General features: G+C 66.2%; 16 protein-coding genes. 2 read left to right on the forward strand and 14 right to left on the reverse strand.

The window, feature by feature from the left end; translation table 11 throughout:
* Positions 1–2: 2 nt before the first annotated feature.
* Genes dsbD through mrtJ form a run of 7 tightly spaced genes read right to left on the reverse strand, consistent with a single transcriptional unit; the run spans position 3 to position 7,040 of the window.
* Positions 3–1,781 (reverse strand): protein-disulfide reductase DsbD, encoded by a 1,779-nt coding sequence (gene dsbD / locus QPK29_RS26685; protein ID WP_371770471.1) that lies wholly within the window; start codon positions 1,779–1,781, stop codon positions 3–5.
* The gene (locus QPK29_RS26690) at positions 1,778–2,692 is read right to left on the reverse strand and encodes an FAD:protein FMN transferase (protein ID WP_371770472.1); all 915 of its coding nucleotides are present in this window, start codon (positions 2,690–2,692) and stop codon (positions 1,778–1,780) included. The genes dsbD and QPK29_RS26690 overlap by 4 nt, the downstream gene beginning before the upstream one ends.
* Entirely contained in the window at positions 2,686–3,831 is a 1,146-nt protein-coding gene (locus tag QPK29_RS26695) for a DUF3570 domain-containing protein (RefSeq protein ID WP_056330287.1), read from the reverse strand. The genes QPK29_RS26690 and QPK29_RS26695 overlap by 7 nt, the downstream gene beginning before the upstream one ends.
* A 10-nt stretch (positions 3,832–3,841) precedes the next feature.
* Positions 3,842–4,060, reverse strand: a complete 219-nt coding sequence (locus tag QPK29_RS26700) for a DUF4266 domain-containing protein (protein WP_056133937.1) — start codon at positions 4,058–4,060, stop codon at positions 3,842–3,844.
* Positions 4,057–4,569 (reverse strand): TlpA family protein disulfide reductase, encoded by a 513-nt coding sequence (locus QPK29_RS26705; RefSeq protein WP_056330291.1) that lies wholly within the window; start codon positions 4,567–4,569, stop codon positions 4,057–4,059. The genes QPK29_RS26700 and QPK29_RS26705 overlap by 4 nt, the downstream gene beginning before the upstream one ends.
* Complete coding sequence (locus QPK29_RS26710; RefSeq protein ID WP_371770473.1) at positions 4,566–6,671, reverse strand: choice-of-anchor D domain-containing protein; 2,106 nt, start codon at positions 6,669–6,671, stop codon at positions 4,566–4,568. The genes QPK29_RS26705 and QPK29_RS26710 overlap by 4 nt, the downstream gene beginning before the upstream one ends.
* Before the next feature lie 18 nt (positions 6,672–6,689).
* Positions 6,690–7,040, reverse strand: a complete 351-nt coding sequence (gene mrtJ, locus QPK29_RS26715; RefSeq protein ID WP_056133929.1) for a JDVT-CTERM system glutamic-type intramembrane protease MrtJ — start codon at positions 7,038–7,040, stop codon at positions 6,690–6,692.
* A gap of 273 nt (positions 7,041–7,313) precedes the next feature.
* Here mrtJ and QPK29_RS26720 point away from each other — a divergent pair, with 273 nt between their 5' ends.
* Positions 7,314–7,877: an REP-associated tyrosine transposase gene (locus QPK29_RS26720; protein WP_371770474.1), complete on the forward strand. Its 564-nt coding sequence runs from the start codon at positions 7,314–7,316 to the stop codon at positions 7,875–7,877.
* Between the two features lie 59 nt (positions 7,878–7,936).
* Here QPK29_RS26720 and QPK29_RS26725 read toward each other — a convergent pair whose 3' ends face one another.
* The gene (locus QPK29_RS26725) at positions 7,937–8,512 is read right to left on the reverse strand and encodes a porin family protein (protein ID WP_371770475.1); all 576 of its coding nucleotides are present in this window, start codon (positions 8,510–8,512) and stop codon (positions 7,937–7,939) included.
* A gap of 183 nt (positions 8,513–8,695) precedes the next feature.
* Positions 8,696–9,271, reverse strand: coding sequence for an alpha-ketoglutarate-dependent dioxygenase AlkB family protein (locus tag QPK29_RS26730; protein ID WP_371770476.1), 576 nt, complete (start codon positions 9,269–9,271; stop codon positions 8,696–8,698).
* Positions 9,272–9,342: 71 nt separating this feature from the next.
* Here QPK29_RS26730 and QPK29_RS26735 point away from each other — a divergent pair, with 71 nt between their 5' ends.
* Positions 9,343–9,921: a molybdopterin-dependent oxidoreductase gene (locus QPK29_RS26735; protein ID WP_371770477.1), complete on the forward strand. Its 579-nt coding sequence runs from the start codon at positions 9,343–9,345 to the stop codon at positions 9,919–9,921.
* On the opposite strand, the gene QPK29_RS26740 is transcribed toward QPK29_RS26735, so the two are convergent.
* The 5 genes from QPK29_RS26740 to QPK29_RS26760 form a co-directional block, all read right to left on the reverse strand.
* Positions 9,922–10,284: a hypothetical protein gene (locus tag QPK29_RS26740; protein ID WP_371770478.1), complete on the reverse strand. Its 363-nt coding sequence runs from the start codon at positions 10,282–10,284 to the stop codon at positions 9,922–9,924.
* 123 nt (positions 10,285–10,407) lie between these two features.
* Positions 10,408–10,785, reverse strand: coding sequence for an MAPEG family protein (locus QPK29_RS26745; protein ID WP_371770479.1), 378 nt, complete (start codon positions 10,783–10,785; stop codon positions 10,408–10,410).
* 89 nt (positions 10,786–10,874) lie between these two features.
* Positions 10,875–11,492: a PEP-CTERM sorting domain-containing protein gene (locus QPK29_RS26750; protein WP_371770480.1), complete on the reverse strand. Its 618-nt coding sequence runs from the start codon at positions 11,490–11,492 to the stop codon at positions 10,875–10,877.
* Between the two features lie 149 nt (positions 11,493–11,641).
* Positions 11,642–12,472 carry a Rossmann-like and DUF2520 domain-containing protein gene (locus QPK29_RS26755; protein WP_371770481.1) on the reverse strand — a complete coding sequence of 277 codons (831 nt, stop codon included), beginning with the start codon at positions 12,470–12,472 and terminating at the stop codon, positions 11,642–11,644.
* Between the two features lie 23 nt (positions 12,473–12,495).
* Entirely contained in the window at positions 12,496–13,074 is a 579-nt protein-coding gene (locus tag QPK29_RS26760; protein ID WP_056133904.1) for a DUF924 family protein, read from the reverse strand.
* Positions 13,075–13,087: the final 13 nt, after the last annotated feature.

The following is a 13,087-nucleotide window of genomic DNA, read 5'->3' on the forward strand; positions in this document are numbered from 1 at the left end:
TGTCAGGACGCGAAGTGGCGGGACAGGTGCTCGGCGAACCGTTCGGGCGGCATGAACCCGATGACGCGACCCTCCGGCACTTCCTTGCCCTGCTTGAACAGGATGATGCCGGGTGGCCCGAACAGGCCGAATTTCTTCATCAGCGCGCGGTCTTCGTCGTTGTTGGCGGTGACGTCGACCTGGAGCAGGCGCACCTGCTTCATCCGCGCTTCCACCTTCGGTTCGGAGAACGTAAAACGCTCCATCTCCTTGCACGACACGCACCAGTCGGCATAAAAATCCAGCATCACGGGCGTGGGGGACGACGCGAGCACCTGATCCAGTTCGGCCAGCGTGCGGATGCGCTCGAACTTCTGTTCCTTGCCCTCCGCCGCGGCGGCGACCTGCGCGCCGCGCAAATGCGCCAGCGGCTGCAGCACGTCCTGGCCGGCGCTGGCGGCGCCCACCAGTTCGAACAGGCCGCCCGTCAGCAGCACGAGGCCCAGCGTCTTGCCGGCATAGCGGCCCAGTCCCGCACCGGCGGCGATGGGTTCGAACACGCGCAGGAACACGGCGCACAGCACGGCGAACGCACCCCACAGCAGCATCGCGACGGTGACCGGGAACACCGGCGTCACCATCCAGATCGCGACCGCGAGCAGCAGCAGGCCGAACACGCGCTTGACGTGGTTCATCCATGCGCCGGCGCGCGGCAGCAGGCTGCCCGCCGAGACGCCCGTCAGCAGCAGCGGCACGCTCATCCCGGCCGCCATCGAGAATAGCGCCCAGCCGCCCGTCCACACGTTTTTCGTCTGGCTGATGTACAGCAGCGCACCCGCCAGCGGACCGGCCACGCACGGCCCCACGATCAATGCGGACAAGGCGCCCATCACGAACACGCCGGCGAAGCGCCCGCCGCTCATGCTGCCGCTCGTCGTGCTCAAGCGGCTTTGCAGGCTGCTGGGAAGCTGCAGCTGGTAGACGTCGAACATCGACAGCGCCAGCAGCACGAGCAGCGCGCCGAACGTCAGCAGCACCCACGGCTTCTGCAGCGCGCCGGCGAGGCCCTCGCCGGCCAGGCCCGCCGCGACGCCGAGCGCCGTGTAGACGAGCGCCATGCCCAGGCTGTAGGCCAGCGCGAGGATAAAACCTTTACTGCGCGAGACGTTGCCCTCGCCGACGATGATCGACGACAGGATCGGCACCATCGGCAGCACGCACGGCGTGAACGACAGCAGCAGGCCGAACGCGAGGAACGCGAGGCCGATGCGCCAGGCGCTGCCCGATTGCAGCGTGCGCTGGGCCAGCGAGCTGTCGTCTTCTTGCGCGGGCGGCGGAGCGCTCACGGCGTCGGCTGCGGCAGGCTTCAATGCACCCGGCGCCGCCGGGTCCACCGCGAACGCGACTTCGGCGGGGGGATAGCACAGGCCCGCATCCGCGCAGCCCTGGTAGCCCACGCGCAGCACGAACGGTGACTTCGCGTCGGCTTTCACCGGCAGGTCGGCCGCGAGCTGCCCCGCATACGTCTCCATCTCCTTGTTGAAATTGCTGTCGAACTTGCGCACGCCGTCCGGCAACGCGGGCTGGCCGACCTGCGGCGCCGTGAACACGAGCCGGTCGCGATACAGGTGGTAGCCGGGCGCGATGGCCCAGGTGACATGAACGATGTCGCCCGCGCGCAGTTCCGCGCTCGGCTTGAACGCCTGTTCGGGCGGCAGGAAGTCGTCGGCGGCAAGCGCCGACCGGCCCAGCGTACTGGCCAGCAGGACCAGCGCGGCCATCCATCGAAAAATCTGCTTCATGATGCGTAATCTCCTGAAATGCTGTGGTGATGCGCTTGTCCCGTGCCGTCGATGGCGAAGTACGCGAGCCCGCTGGCGGCGAGGAAGGACAGGCCGCCGTCCTCTTTCAGCATGGCGATGGTCGACACGCTGCCGCCCAGGACGGCCAGCGGCGCCAGCACGCTCACCGAGCGCCAATGCGACACGGGCATCCCGGTGCGCGGGTTCAATACGTGGCAATAGCGCTTGCCGTCGACGTCGAAAAACCGTTCGTAGTCGCCGCTCGTCGTCAGCGCACCCTGGCTCACGGCGATACTGGCGACGGTGCCATCGGCCTTGCGCGGATCCTGGATGCCGATGCTCCACAGGCGCCCATCGGGTTGCGGGCCGATGAAGCGCATGTCGCCGCCGAGGTTCACGTAGCCGTGCCGCACGCCCCGTTCCTGCAGCAGCGCGCAGGCGCGGTCGGCCGCGTATTCCTTGCCGAAGCCGCCGAAGTCGATCTCCATGCCGGTGCGCGGCAGGAAGACGGCGCCATCCTCGCGCTGCACGGCCGGCCAGTCCACCAGCGCCAGCAGCGGCGCCAGTTCGCGGGCGTGCGGCACGCGCGCCTGACGAAAATCCCAGGCGCGGCGCAGCACGCCGGACGTGATGTCGAACAGGCCGCCGCTGGCGCGGTGCAGGTGATCGGCGTAGTCGAGCAGCTGCGCCGTCTCTGCATCACATTCCATGCTGTAGCGGCCCGCCGCGGCGTTGATGCGGCTGACGATGCTGTCGGCGCGGTAGCGCGAATACGTGCGCTCGATGCGCCGCACTTCGGCGATAGCCGCGAGGGCCAGTTCTTCCGCCGCATGCCCATCCGGGGCGGCCAGCCTCACTTCACAACGGCTGGCCATCGCATCGAACGGAAAGCGGACCACCGCGTCTACCATCGCCGCGTCAATCCGACCTGGAAAATGCGGGCGTGCAGCGGCGCGAGGCCCGGACTGCCGTCGTGGAACAAACGCCAGTTGCCACGCTGCTCGTAGCCTTCGACCTTGACGTCGACCGTCCACAGCTTGCCGATCTCGCGCTGGACCTTCAGCCCCGCCGTGACGGCGCCGAAGCCGGACAGGCGCTGGTCCGGCGACGACAGGCGGTTCGGCTCCGCACTCGCGAAGCCGGGCGGGAACGGCGGGCCGAGGGTGCCGTCGTACACGGGGTCGTAATAAAAGTAGGCGGCGCTTTGCGTGTACAAACGCAGTTCCGGCACGATGCTCCAGCCGCCGCCGAGCGGCTGCACGTATTCTCCGGACAGCGTGTGCGCCCGGATGCGGAACGAGTCGCTGTAGTAGCGGTAGGACAGGCGCGACGTGCCACCCGTGCTGTCCACGAAGTGGTTCCAGCGCAGCAGCACGGTGTTCTGGCGGCGCGAACGGGGCCGGTTATCAAACAGTTTATATGGATCGTTGAAATAGCCGTCGCCGTTCGTGCGCGTGAGCGTCAGCTGGCCGATGTCGTTCGGCGTCAGCACGCGCGTCACGCCCGCGAGGATGCTGAGCGTGCGCTTGTGTTCATCGACGACGACGTGGTTCACCGGATCGATGCGGTCGCGACTGCCCGCGATGCCGAACGCCCACGTCGTGTTGTTGTCCTCGCTGGACACGGTGCCGTTCAGCGACAGCGCGCGCGACACGTAGTCGTGCTCCGTCGAATACGCGGCGCCGGCCGTCAGCGTACCGCGCCGGAAGTAGCGCGTGACGGCGATATCGCCGGCCTTGCGCTCGTCCTGCATGTGCGACGCGCCGGAAACGGCCGTGTGGTAGCGCGGCGAGGCGCCGGAGACGTCGTCGGCCGTCAGCGTGCCTTCGATGGACCAGTCGCTCGCAACCGGCGCCGTCACCGCGATCGACGGCGAGTGCGCACGGATGCGATCGAGGCCGCTCTGGCGGTCGGCGTAGTCGAGATAGCGCAGGCTGATGCTGCCGCCCTGCGGCGGCTCGTCGGCCAGCGCCTGCACGCCGGGCAGCAACAGCGCGGCCGCGAGCAGCGACGCCGCCAGGTCCTGGGGAGGTTGTCGGGATGTCGTCAATGGAGTCTCCTCAGTTGCACCCGCAGCCGCCGCCACCCACGCCCGCGCCGCCGGATGCGGCTTCGCGGCTCGTGGTGATGTGGTCTGCGTAACGGGTCTCGAGCTTGTCGCCGCCGAACGTCATCTCCGGCTTGGCCAGCTTGCCTTTTTCCCACGGCTGCACGGTGGCGCATCCGGCTTGCGCCAGCAGCGCCGGCACGATCAAGAGGAAGAAAATGCGCGCCTTCATTGCGCACCTCCCAGGGCCTTCTTGATCACCTGTTCGAGCTCCGCGCGGTCGGCCTCCTTGAAACCCGCGTGCTCGTACAAGACCTTGCCGTCCGGTCCGATCAGGACACTGCTCGGCATGCCCTTGATGCCGTAGGCGCGCGGCGTGGCGCCGGCCGGGTCGAACGCGATCGCGAATCGGGCCGGCGTCTCGGCGAGGAAGCGGTGCGCGTCGTCCGTCTTCGCGTCGAGGTTCACGCCGACGACCTGCAGCCCGCGCGCGCCATATTTCGCCTGCATCTCGTTCATCCACGGGAAGGACTGGCGGCACGGGCCGCACCACGAGGCCCAGAAATCCACGTACACGAGCTTGCCCTGGTACTTGGCCAGCTGCACCGTGCCATCCTTGCCCGGCAAATCGAACGTTGGCGCCGCGGCGCCCTTGTCGAGTGCGGAGGCGGTCGACGCCTCCAGTGCGGCGGCCAGCACGACCGCCATGCGCAGTACGCGCGTCGTCCGGGCGCCCATCATTTCACCTCCTTCTTGCCGAAACGACGCCATCCCAGCACGCCGAACGACAGCACGACCAGCAGCGCCAGCACCGGATCGTTGCCGTCCTTGATCGAGGAGCAGCCGCCGCCACCGGCGTTCTGCGGCGCCTGCACGGTCTGCACGTTGCCCTTGCCGGTCAGCGCGACGTTCCACGCGCCGCCGCCGTCGGCCGTCAATGCGAGGCTGCCGGCGGCATCGCCCGCACCGACCGGCGTGAAGCGCACGACGAGGTCGCAACTCGCGCCCGGCTGCAGGGTGAACGGCACGGCCGCGCAGGCGCCCGTATCCGCCTGCAGCGCGTACGGGCCGGTGAACGTGGCGGCCGTCACGGTGGCCGCGTTGGCGCCGGTATTGGTCAGCGTGATGCGGTGCGTGGGCGAGGTGCCGTTGACGTCGGCCGCGCCGAAGTCAAAGGATTGCGGGTTCACGGTCAGCATCGGCACGGGCACGGCGACGCCAGTGCCTTTGATCTCGACCGTGAACTGGTTGCCCGCGTCCGTCATCAGGACGAGGGTTGCGGCGCGCTGGCCGGCGGCCGTCGGTTTGAAGCCGACGTCGATGGTGCAGCTGCTCGACGCGGCGACGGACACGTTCGTCGCGCAGGTACCTTTCAACTCGAAATCGGACGCCTGCGCGCCATCCAGCACGAGCGATGCGACCTTCAGCGCGGCCGTGCCGCCGTTCGACAGGGTGATCGTGTGGGTCGCGGCGCTCTTGCCGACCTGCGTATCCGCGAAGGCGACGGGGCCCGCTTCCGACAGCGCCGGTTTCGCCGCCGGAGCCGTGGTACCGGTACCGCTGATCGACACCTGCAGCGGCGCCGCGTTCGACGTGACGGCCAGGGTGGCCGCGGCCGCGCCGGATGCCGTCGGCGCGAAGGCCAGGGTCACGGTGCAGTTGGCGCCGACATCCAGGGTCGTGCCGCACGTTTTGCTCGCGATGGTGACGGTGGATGCGCCCGAGACCGCGATGCCGTTCAAGGTGAGCGCCACGTTGCCCGTGTTGGCGAGGGTGACGGTCTGCGTCGCGGCCGCCGCCCCGATCGTCTGCGTGCCGAACGCCACGGCCGACGGACTGGCCTTGACGGCCGGTGCGGGCGCGGCGACGGAGCCGGACAATGCTACGGTCACGACGCCGTTCGACGCGTTCGAACCCAGCGACAGGTTGCCGCTGAACGCGCCGTTCGCCGACGAATTCGCGGTCACGGTCACGGTGCAGCTGCCGCCGGCCGGGACGGCCGTCCCGGTCGCGCACGTGCCGCCCAGCGTGAACACGCCCGCGTTGGCGCCGCCGACGGCGATACTGGAGAAGGTCAGCGCGGCCTGGCCCGTATTGTTGACAGTGATGCTCTTCGCGGGCGACGCGACGCCGGCGACGAGGGCGCCGAAGTCGATCGCATTGGCCGACAACGCGACGGTCGCCTGCGCGACGGCGTTGCCGGTGCCGGAGAGGGCCACGGTGCTGGAGCCGCCCGTCGCATTGTGCGCGATGACGAGCGATGCGCCGCGTGCGCCGGAGGCGGTGGGTTTGAAGGTGACCTGCACGGTGCAGTTGGCGCCTGCCGCCAGCGACGTGCCGTTGGCGCACGTGCCGCCGCTGATGGCGTAGTCGCCCGCGGCCGCGCCGGACAGGGTCAACGTGCCCACGTTCAGCACTGCGTTGCCGGTGTTGGACAAGGTGGTGGCGAGCGGCGATGCCGACTGGCCGATGGTGCTGGCCGCAAAGCTCAGCGAGGCCGGATTGACGGCAGCCGCCGGTGCGGCGGTCACGGTCGGGTTGCCGATGAAGGCGGCTAGGTCCGCGATTTCCGCCGTCGTGAATTTGCCGTTGAACAGCGTGCCCATACCGCCCTTGTTGGCGCTGAAGGCACTGCTGATCACGCTCGGGTTGTTCGCCGCGGCGAGGATGCCGTTGACGTTGGCGGCGGGCGACGGCCCGTGGCACGACGCGCAGGACGTGCCGCCGCTGGTCGGCCCGTTCAGGTACAGGTTCTTGCCGTTCAGTGCATCGGCCGCATGCGCGGCCGGGACGAACGCGAGCACGGCGAGAACGGTATAAACACTTCTTTGCAGCCCGGTCATAGTGACTCCCAGATTCGTTCAAAGGGCACAGCCACCAAGGGCCAGTGCATTCATCCCGCAGTGCGCCAGCGCGCACCAGCGCCAGTCGCGGCTGCGCTGGTAGAGCAGCGCCAGCGCCAGTCCCGGTGCCAGCACGAGCGCCGCCGCGTGCCAGCCGGCGCCCACGTGCAGCAGCGCGAACGCGGCCGCCGACAAGATCACCGGGACCGGCGCAGACCGGCGGATCAGCCACTCCTGCAAGCCGGCGCGCACCACCCACTCCTCCAGCACGGGCGCCAGCAACAACAGGCGCGCGAGCGCGGCGGCGTCGGGCGCAACGAGCTGACCGGTGCAGACCAGGTGCTGGGACAGCAGGGCAATGGGTGGCATATCAGGTTGCTACTGCGGAAATCGTCCGGTTAATACCGGTCGTTGTGAAAAGGTTCAGTCCGTTTGAAAAAAAATTCATCGGATGAACAAATGACGACTGCTGCGGTGTCAAAACACCATGTTTGCCACATCCGCCACACGGTTTAATGCGCGGAAATGGATCGTCATCAAAGAGACATCGTGGGTAGAATCGTTGTGGTTGAGACTCTTCAACTCGTGCGCGTTTGCGCCAGATCGACACGGCATGGCTGCGCCGCTTGGCAGACTACGTTCATGACACATTACCGCGACAACCGGGTCCCGGGCGGGACCTTTTTCTTTACGGTGCGCTTGTTGGATCGGGACAGCACCTTACTTACGGACCATTTCTCGGCTTTCGGCGAAGCGATGCGCCAGGCGCGCATCCGCAAACCGTTCCACGTCGATGCCTGGGTCGTGCTGCCGAACCACGCGCACGCCATCTGGACCCTGCCGCCGGGCGACCACGACTGCGCGTCGCGCTGGCGCGCCGTCAAGATCGCCTTTTCCAAGGCCTTGCATAAAGCCTGCCTGCCGGGCGGCGCCAAGGGCAAGGGCGATAGCGGCACGGGCGACGGCGCCATCTGGGAACGTCACTATCGCGACTACCGCGTGGGCGACGACGAGGAATACGCAAGCCTCGTCGACTACGTGCACGGCAACCCGATGCGCCACGGCTTTTGCCAGCATCCGGCGGAATGGCCGTGGTCATCGCTGCACCGTTTTATTTCGGCCGGATTCACGCCGCCCGCGTTGCCGCTGGCGCTGCCGCCGTGGATGCGGCCGGCAGGCCAGCCCGGGCACATCGCGCGTCCGTAGCGGGCGAAAAAAAGGCCTGCATGTGCAGGCCTTTCTACCCTGGGGGTGAAGCTGGACGCTTAGAAGCTGTAGCGTGCGCCCACGGTCCAGACGTCGGCCTTGGCGCCGAAATCCTTGCTCTTGCCGTAGCGCTCGTACTCGGCGGTCAGAGCGACCTGCTGGTTCAGGTTGTACTGCACGCCGACCGCGCCGTAGGCACCGGTGTCGGTGTTTTTCAGGTTCAGCGCGGCGGTTTCCAGTTTGCGCTCGCTGTGCTGCACACCCAGCTTGCCGTACACGGAGAACTGCTCGTTGACCGGATAGTTGTACTTACCGGCGACATAGTAGCTGTTGCCCTTGGTGTGGCCACCGCCGTTGACGCCGTTGGCGGTGTAGTTGAAATCGGAGTTGCGGAAGTCGGTGTAGCCGGCTTCGACGCCCCAGTTCTGGTCGAATTCATAGCCGCCGAAGATCTTGCCCGAGGCCTTGTAGCCGTCGCTGTCGAAATTCGTCAGGCCGCCGACCGACGAATTCACGTGGTCCGCCGTGGCGATGCCGACGCCGACGTAGGCGCGCGGTTGGGTCTGGGTGGTCTGGGCTTGGGCCGCGCCGACGGCGGCAGTGGTGGCGATCAGTGCAACGATGAGCTTTTTCATGTTACGGATTCCCTTTGCGTTGTTTGACTGGTTCGCGATTCGATCGTGAATCGTGATGTGGTCAAGATAGCACCGCGATTTGGTGAAGTCCGTGCTGAACTCGTAAGACTTGTAATCGAATGTAACTTAATGACCCTAAATTCAGTAGTGCTTTAACGAAAATTGAGCAGAGATAACAACGATTTAGCTCACGTAACGAAAAGTTAGATTGATGCGTGGTCCAACCAGTTGGGCCGTCTTGTTGATGCCGTGCTGCCAGTTGGCCTGCAGGTTCCCGGCCATCAACAGCAGGCTGCCATCCCTCAGGTCCAGCTTGACGGTACGTTTGGTGCGCTTGTGGCGCAGGGTGAACGTGCGGGAGGCACCGTAGCTGAGCGAAGCGATGACCGGCTGCGGTCCCAGTTCCGGCTCGTCGTCGCTGTGCATGCCCATGCTGTCCGCGCCGTCGCGGTAGTGATTCAGCAGGACGCTGTTGTAGCGCCGTCCCGTCGCCTGCTCGACCGCGGCGCGCAGTGTTTCCAGCAGCGGCGTCAGCGGCAGCGGGTGCAGGGTCAGGCCGGAATAGGTATAGCTGGCTTCGCCATACCAGGCCGTCAGGCGGGGTTGCAGATAGCGCTTGCCGTACACGACGACAGTGTCGGCACGCCATGGTGTCTCGGCAAGCAAGCGCGCCAGGATCTCGGCATTGCCGATCGGCATAGGAAGTTGGGCCAGCATGGACAACTCGCCATCCTCGATCGGGATGGGGATTAAATCCATGTTTGTGGAAAACAAATCCATTCGACAATATTGCTATGATGAGAAGATCGTACTCACCTTGATATCTTCTCATGAACAAACGCCAATTCCTCGGCGCCGCTGCGGTCGCGGGCGCCCTTCCGATCGCCGGCCACGCGGCGCAACCGTCCGGCCGCGGTCCTACCCTGCTGACAGTCACCGGAGACATTGCGCACAGCAACCGCGGGCCGCTCGACCCGGCGCTGGACCAGATGATGCACAAGCACCAGGTCACGTTCGCGAAAGCCTGGGCGTTCGATTACGCCAGCCTGCTGGCCCTGCCGCCCGTGACGATCCACCCGACCCTGGAGTACGATGGCAAGCCGCACACGCTACGCGGCCCGCTGCTGACGGACGTGCTGGCGCGCGCCGGCGCAACGGTGGGCGACAGGACGGTCCTGGTCTTGCGCGCGGTGGATGGCTACAACGTGGAACTGCCGGTCGCGCAAGCGCGTGCGCGGCGCTTCATCGTCGCCACGCATATCGACGGCAATCCGATACCGCTGGGAGGACTTGGGCCGCTATGGGCCGTGTACGACGCCGACCGGGTGGCCGAGATGGCGGCACTGCCGCTGCCGCAGCGCTTTGCCGCCTGCCCGTGGGCGCTGTACCACGTCGAAGTGAAAGCCTGATCAGGCGTAGGCTTCGGCCAGGCTCATCACGCGCGGCGTGATCTTGATGCCGACGTTGCCGAACAGGGTGTCGATCGCGGCCAGGTTGACCGCGCATTCTTCGGTCTTCCAACCGTTGAACAGGTCGGTGCCGTTCTTCTGGAAATGCATGTCGAGGACTTTGCCCTTGTCCTTGTGGACATAGGGCTGTTGGTAAATGTTCTCGAAGCCGAGTTCGGCCAGGGCCGTCAGCACGGCCCGCGGCGGATTGTCCGGATCGGTGGCCATGAACACGCCGAACGTCTTACCCGGCGGCTTCGCTGCCACGTCGACTTCATAAATGCCCGGTGCCTTGGTGACACTCGTACTTTTCAGGAACAGCATGCTGTCGTCCTCCACGCATGACGGCGGCGCCGTCATCCTATAAATTGAAATCAGACACAGCTTATTGCAGTATGGGAACTTTGTCGACGAATGGTTTTCGAGATTTTGCTCTACTGCAACAGCTCAGGCGGCCAATAGGCCGATGACGCTGCCCGCAACGAGGGCACCACATGCCAGCATGCCGACGATGAAGCCGATCTCGCGCTTGGCCGGATCGCGGTAATAGCCCAGCGCATACAGAATCCGTCCGACGCACCACAGCAGCCCGCCGGCGGCCGCCCAGCGGTCGCCCAGATAGTGGCCGCACAGCCATAGCGGCGCTAGCACCAGCGGCAGTTGTTCCAGCGTGTTCGCCTGCACCCGTTGCGCGCTCTGGAACGGCAGCGGACCGTCCATCATCGGGGCCGGCACGTTGTACTTGTTCCTGGCCCAGCCGGCCATGACGCCGGTCCAGAAATACACGCCCAGCGCGGCCAGCGTGGCCCATGCGGTCAAAACCATGTTTACTCCAACAAAAAAGCCCATCTGCTTGGGCAGACAGGCTTTTTACAGCATGACGCACAACGGCGCAATCACGCCGGTCCAGGTTTTCAGCTTCGGCGGCGGCGCACACCCAGCGCCAGCATACCGGCACCGACCAATGCAAGCGATGCGGGCTCTGGTACGTAGGCGCCATTGACCCGGATCGCCGGCACATTGTAGTAACTTTCGAAACGTCCCAGTGCTTCGCCGTCCAGTGAACGGTAGATCCCCTGATCCCAGGATTCGTCACGGTTGTAATAATAAAAATTCTGGTTGGAGTCACCGTCGAACGAGAACTCGATCAGGTAATTCCAGTATTCGTTGATCACGACGTCGGGAACGTTGAAGTCGATCCACGCGAGCCCGTTGGTGGTGACCACCGAACTGCCGGATGCGAGCGTGTCCAGCTTCGAGATATCGTTGCCCAACGAATCGATCGTGTACACACCCCAACGCAATTCCGTATTGGCCAGGTCCACGTAGACGCCGACGCTCGATATCGTTTCCTGGGTCGTCACCCTGAAGCCGATACCGCGCCCCATGGACCACCCGTCATTCGAATGCGTCGAACCGATGTACCCCGTCGGGTCGTTTGGCGGGATAAAAGTGATCGGCGCAGCCGCCGCCAGACTGCTCACCACAAACATCGTGCTCGCTACACCGGCTTTCCAGAATTTGTTAAACATGGATTTACCCTCCCCTCGTGTTTTAGCGCGAGAAGAGACGCAAAATTAATGCCCAAATTTTTTCGTTTGAAAATACAAGGCATTACGCGATCAGGGAAACATCCCGAGCGCGAATTGTAAATTTTATCGACAAAATACGTGACATGGCGTCACATACTACGAGGCTTGCGCCGCGCCAGGCTCCACGTCGCGGTGGCGAGGGCGTCGTACAGCGCTCCCGTCGGACCGTCCCAGGCCGCGACGGCCGCGTGCTGGCGCGCCACCGTGGCCGCATCGCCGCGTGCGATGGGTCCGGACAGCGCCGCTTCCGGCCCCAGCCGCAGCACGTTCGACAGCGTTTCGGTCGCGAGCGGCCGCGCCAGCTCGCGCGCCACGTCGGCCGGGATGCCGGCGGCCTCGTAGGCGCGCAGCGCGGCATCCATCACGGTCACCAGGTAGTTCGACGCGAACACGGCGGCCGCGTGATACACGGTCTTGGCGGCGGGGTCGATCCGCACGGGCCGCGCACCGATCGCCTCGAAGGCGGGCAGCAGGACCGCCAGCGCGGCGGCATCGCCTTCCACGCCGCAGAACGTGCCGTCGAACGCCGCCGCGACCGCGGCCGGATCGGCGAAGCTGCGCACCGGATGCACGCTGGCGACGAGCGCCCCCGCCTGGCGCAACGCCTCCAGCGCCGTGGACGCCTTGGCGCCGCTGCAATGAAACACGACGGCGCCCGCCATCGGCGCGGATTGCGCCAGCGCGGCGGCGGCACCGGCGATGGCATCGTCCGCCACGGCCAGCATCCACACGTCGGCCGGCCGCAAGGTGCCGTCGGCATCGGCCGGCGTACCGGCGCCGATGAATGCGACGGCGTCGCGCGCGCTGTCATGGCCGCGCGTTTTGACGTCCTGCACGGTGAACACGCCGCGCGTAACAAACAGGCGGCCGAGGGCGCGGCCCACGTGGCCGGCGCCGACGATGTTCAGGGTCGTCATCATGAACGGGACTCGGAAACGGGGACTCAGAAACGGGAGCCCGGCTGGCGCAGGAATTCGACTTCTTCCGGCGTCGACGCGCGCCCGAGGATCTCGTTACGGTGCGGGAAGCGGCCGAAGCGCGCGATCACGCCGCGGTGGCGGTGCGCGTAATCGAGCATCTCGTCGAAGCCCGGATGTTCGGCCGCCAGCACGCCGAACAGTTCGACGGCGCGCTCCTGCATGTACGCGTCCTCGGCGTGCTCGAACGGCATGTAGGCGAAGGCGCGCTGCAGCGGGGGCAGCTCGCGGTCGGCGCCGCTGTCGACGAGCGATTTCGCGGCCGCCAGCGCCAGCGCGTCGCCGGCGAAGGACAGGGGCGTGTTGCGGTGGGCGTTGCGGGTGAACTGGTCGAGCACGAGGATGCGCGCGAGGGTGCCCTGCGGTCCCTGCGCATCCCATTCGCGCAGCCCGCCGGCCAGCGCCTGTTCGATGGCGGCGCCGAAGCGGTCGCGGATGACGGCATCGAATTCGTCCTTCTTGACGAACCATTCGCGGCGCGGTTTGCCAGCCTCAGGGCTGCCCGGTGCGCCGAACCAGAAATCGAGAACGTCCTGGGGTGTCATTCATGTCCCTTCA

The organism is Massilia orientalis, assembly GCF_030411975.2.
In the GTDB taxonomy this organism is placed as follows: Bacteria; Pseudomonadota; Gammaproteobacteria; order Burkholderiales; family Burkholderiaceae_D; genus Telluria; species Telluria orientalis.

Bases quoted from the DNA above. Each gene is read 5' to 3' on its own strand.
- QPK29_RS26745 (WP_371770479.1), bottom strand. From the start codon at position 10,785: ATGGTTTTGACCGCATGGGCCACGCTGGCCGCGCTGGGCGTGTATTTC.
- QPK29_RS26755 (WP_371770481.1), bottom strand. From the start codon at position 12,472: ATGATGACGACCCTGAACATCGTCGGCGCCGGCCACGTGGGCCGCGCC.
- QPK29_RS26750 (WP_371770480.1), bottom strand. From the start codon at position 11,492: ATGTTTAACAAATTCTGGAAAGCCGGTGTAGCGAGCACGATGTTTGTG.
- QPK29_RS26760 (WP_056133904.1), bottom strand. From the start codon at position 13,074: ATGACACCCCAGGACGTTCTCGATTTCTGGTTCGGCGCACCGGGCAGC.
- QPK29_RS26725 (WP_371770475.1), bottom strand. From the start codon at position 8,512: ATGAAAAAGCTCATCGTTGCACTGATCGCCACCACTGCCGCCGTCGGC.
- dsbD (WP_371770471.1), bottom strand. From the start codon at position 1,781: ATGAAGCAGATTTTTCGATGGATGGCCGCGCTGGTCCTGCTGGCCAGT.
- QPK29_RS26700 (WP_056133937.1), bottom strand. From the start codon at position 4,060: ATGAAGGCGCGCATTTTCTTCCTCTTGATCGTGCCGGCGCTGCTGGCG.
- QPK29_RS26710 (WP_371770473.1), bottom strand. From the start codon at position 6,671: ATGACCGGGCTGCAAAGAAGTGTTTATACCGTTCTCGCCGTGCTCGCG.
- QPK29_RS26705 (WP_056330291.1), bottom strand. From the start codon at position 4,569: ATGATGGGCGCCCGGACGACGCGCGTACTGCGCATGGCGGTCGTGCTG.
- QPK29_RS26730 (WP_371770476.1), bottom strand. From the start codon at position 9,271: ATGGATTTAATCCCCATCCCGATCGAGGATGGCGAGTTGTCCATGCTG.
- mrtJ (WP_056133929.1), bottom strand. From the start codon at position 7,040: ATGCCACCCATTGCCCTGCTGTCCCAGCACCTGGTCTGCACCGGTCAG.
- QPK29_RS26740 (WP_371770478.1), bottom strand. From the start codon at position 10,284: ATGCTGTTCCTGAAAAGTACGAGTGTCACCAAGGCACCGGGCATTTAT.
- QPK29_RS26690 (WP_371770472.1), bottom strand. From the start codon at position 2,692: ATGGTAGACGCGGTGGTCCGCTTTCCGTTCGATGCGATGGCCAGCCGT.
- QPK29_RS26735 (WP_371770477.1), top strand. From the start codon at position 9,343: ATGAACAAACGCCAATTCCTCGGCGCCGCTGCGGTCGCGGGCGCCCTT.
- QPK29_RS26720 (WP_371770474.1), top strand. From the start codon at position 7,314: ATGACACATTACCGCGACAACCGGGTCCCGGGCGGGACCTTTTTCTTT.